The sequence below is a fragment of the Alsobacter sp. SYSU BS001988 genome, from assembly GCF_054796215.1.
The window spans coordinates 1-2860 of sequence record NZ_JBTAMK010000040.1 but is presented as its reverse complement, the minus strand read 5'-3'; the positions used below and the strand labels follow the sequence as shown (position 1 = coordinate 2860).

The 2860-nt window shown below is 61.3% G+C and carries 4 protein-coding genes; 3 read left to right on the top strand and 1 reads right to left on the bottom strand.

Annotation, left to right across the window (positions count from 1 at the left end; genetic code table 11):
• Nucleotides 1-314: 314 nt before the first annotated feature.
• Nucleotides 315-1106 (bottom strand): IclR family transcriptional regulator, encoded by a 792-nt coding sequence (locus ACYVO7_RS25665; RefSeq protein WP_460452597.1) that lies wholly within the window; start codon nucleotides 1104-1106, stop codon nucleotides 315-317.
• Nucleotides 1107-1243: 137 nt separating this feature from the next.
• Between ACYVO7_RS25665 and ACYVO7_RS25660 the strand changes: the two genes are divergently transcribed.
• The 3 genes from ACYVO7_RS25660 to ACYVO7_RS25650 all read left to right on the top strand — a co-directional run.
• Complete coding sequence (locus ACYVO7_RS25660; protein WP_460452596.1) at nucleotides 1244-1906, top strand: amino acid ABC transporter permease; 663 nt, start codon at nucleotides 1244-1246, stop codon at nucleotides 1904-1906.
• A complete protein-coding gene (locus ACYVO7_RS25655; RefSeq protein ID WP_460452595.1) occupies nucleotides 1903-2553 on the top strand; it encodes an amino acid ABC transporter permease in 651 nt (216 codons plus the stop codon). Before ACYVO7_RS25660 ends, ACYVO7_RS25655 begins: the two co-directional genes overlap by 4 nt.
• The coding region (locus tag ACYVO7_RS25650; protein WP_460452594.1) for an ATP-binding cassette domain-containing protein at nucleotides 2540-2860 on the top strand (321 nt) is incomplete at its 3' end. The genes ACYVO7_RS25655 and ACYVO7_RS25650, both read left to right, overlap by 14 nt.

Sequence of the window (2860 nt, the reverse complement as noted above, 5' to 3'; positions counted from 1 at the left end):
CTCGTCGGCGCGCGCCGCGTAGTCGGCCTTGCGCAGGCCCCGCATCTCGATCTGGAAGAGCAGGTTCTCGCGCACGCTGCGCCAGTCCAGCAGCACGGGAGCCTGGAACACGATGCCCATCTCGCCGCTGGGGCGCGTCACCGGCGCGCCGTCCACCACGATCTCGCCAGACACTCACTCATTTGTTGGGCGCACGGCGGCGACCGTGCCGCTATCGGGCTCGAGAAGGCGCACCCAACTTGCGCCGCTGTTCGCGCCTAACCAGCTGAAGCTTACCCTTTGCGACCACACTGGCGTCCATCTTAGCGGGCTGATCAAGGTAAAAGCTGCGCCCCGGCTTCTACACAGGTTGCCTTAAGTGCAGCTAAGATGGCGTTCTCGTTTGAGACTGAACGGTGCCGCCGCAAGGACGGAACCAAAATCGCCGCTTCGGCGTAGCCTGCGGGCCCAATGATCGGGCAAGCGATGTCGGTCACTGCCATAATATCGCGGCTTGGCGCGACCCGGTGGCCCTGCGCCAATATCTGATCGAACGTGTTGAGAAGCTCTTGTGAGCCGAGTTGTTCCCGCTCAGTGGCACTGGCGTCGCGCATCAGAGCATGTCGGCGCGGTTTTGGCTGAAAGGCGAGGATGAGCAGGCCGGAATTGGCTTCCAGCGCCGGGCGGCCATAGCCGGGGCGGACGGTCACGGTTGCGTCGAGATGACCGGACGTCGTGGCGATTACCACCGTCTGCGCCCTGCTCAGAACGACCAGATGCGCTGCCTGGCCTGTTTCTTCACTGAAGCGCTCCATCAAAGGCAGGACGACAGAGGTCAACTGGCGCCCACCTGGGGTCCTGATGCCAAGATCGAACAGGCGTCGTGAAAGCGCCAACCTGTCCGTACCGGCTTCCCGCACCAAGTAGCCCCGTTGCTGAAGCACGAAAACCATTCGGAAAATCTCGCTGCGCGAGCGACTGAGGCGCTCGGCAATGGCGCGGGTCGAGAGAGGCTCACCCACTTCCGCCAGCAGTTCGAGGATGTCCAAACCCTTCTCGAGCGCCGGCGCAGCATAGGCGATCTTGTCCGTGTTCTCTGGTTCGGATCGTCCGGGCATGCTGTTCATATGTGAAGATTGACATCAAATAAGAACGCCTCGTAGTCTCCCTGTAAAGGGGAATAGATGGAACGGCTTTCGCCCGCTCACTCCAGGTGCTTAAGGCCGGTGGCTGAGCTCCTGCGCGCCGTCCGGCATCCCGCGCCATGAAATACGGGCTTCAGTTCCGCGACGTCTTTGCGGCTTGGGAGTCTCTCCTCGACGGCGTTTTGATCACGCTCCTGCTCTCGGCTGCGGCGATGCTGGGCGGACTCATGATCGGAATCGCCTGCGCGGCCGGGCGGGTTTACGGGCCCCATTGGCTGAAGCGCGTCGTGGGCGTCTATGTCGAGGTCATCCGCAACACGCCGCTGCTGGTCCAGCTCTTTCTCATCTTCTTCGGTCTGTCCAGTTTCGGGATCCGGCTTGATGGGATGACGGCCGCGGTCATCGCGTTGGTGATCAATCTCGGCGCTTATACGACAGAAATCGTGCGCGCCGGGTTCGAGGCCGTGCCGAGGTCGCAAATTGAGGCCGGGCAGTCCCTTGGACTGTCAGGCCTTCAGGTGTTCCGCTACGTCGTGGTGTTTCCGGCGCTCGAGGCGATGTTCCCGGCGCTCGCCAGTCAGTTCGTGCTGCTGATGTTGGCCACCAGCATCGTCTCGCAGATCTCGGTGGAGGACCTATTCCACGCCGCTTCGATCGTGCAATCACGCACCTTTCGGGATTTCGAGGTCTACGCCGTGATTGGCGGTCTCTACCTTGGGCTCGCCTTCGCCTTTCGCGGAATGTTCGCCGGCATTTATTACTGGGCGTTCGTCAGGCGATGATCCGCACCTTCTCCTATATCGATGTCATGTATTTGATCGCGGCCGCGCGCTGGACGCTGGCCCTGACTGCGACGGCTTTCGCCGGCTCGGCTTTGCTCGGGCTGGTGTTCGCCATTGCTCGTATTTCGCCCATAGCCCCGCTACGCTGGCTAGTGGCGTTCCATGTCCACGTCGTGCAGGGCACGCCGCTGCTCGTGTGGCTCTTTATGATCTTCTTCGGCCTGCCGCTCGTTGGCATCTCGGTCAACCCGTGGCTCGCAGCTGCAGTGGCCTTCTCGATTTATGGAAGCGCTTTCCTGGGCGAGATTTGGCGAGGCGCTCTTGTCTCGATCGCGAAAACGCAATGGGAGGCCGGCGCTTCGCTGGGCCTTTCGACAATGGAGCAGTTGCGCTACGTCATCGTTCCGCAGTCGGTCCGGATCGCCATCCCCCCGACCGTCGGCTTCCTTGTCCAGTTGATCAAGAATACTTCGCTCGCAGCGACGATCGGTCTTGTGGAGCTCACGCGTGAAGGCCAGCTCACTGCAGCCGGAACTTACAAACCTTTTGCCGTCTACATCACCGTCGCCTGCATTTACTTCGCCCTGTGCTTCCCTCTAACCCAGTGGAGCCGCTCGCTGGAGCGGAAGCTCGATGCCGCTCGTTGAGATCCAGAACATCAGCAAGAGCTACGGCACGCTGGAGGTGCTGAAGGACATTTCCCTCGATGTTGCAACGGGCGAAGTCGTGGCGTTGATTGGCCGATCAGGCTCGGGCAAAAGCACGCTTCTTCGCTGCCTGAACGGGTTGGAGCCGATCCAGGCCGGCACGATCCGCATCGATGGGGTTCAGGTCAATGACCCCAAGACCAACCTGCGCAAGCTCCGACAAGAAGTTGGCATCGTCTTCCAGAGCTTCAATCTGTTCCCGCATCTCTCGGTTAGTGAGAACATCACGCTGGCGCCGCGCGTGGTG

Bases quoted from the DNA above. Each gene is read 5' to 3' on its own strand.
- ACYVO7_RS25665 (WP_460452597.1), bottom strand. From the start codon at position 1,106: ATGAACAGCATGCCCGGACGATCCGAACCAGAGAACACGGACAAGATC.
- ACYVO7_RS25660 (WP_460452596.1), top strand. From the start codon at position 1,244: ATGAAATACGGGCTTCAGTTCCGCGACGTCTTTGCGGCTTGGGAGTCT.
- ACYVO7_RS25655 (WP_460452595.1), top strand. From the start codon at position 1,903: ATGATCCGCACCTTCTCCTATATCGATGTCATGTATTTGATCGCGGCC.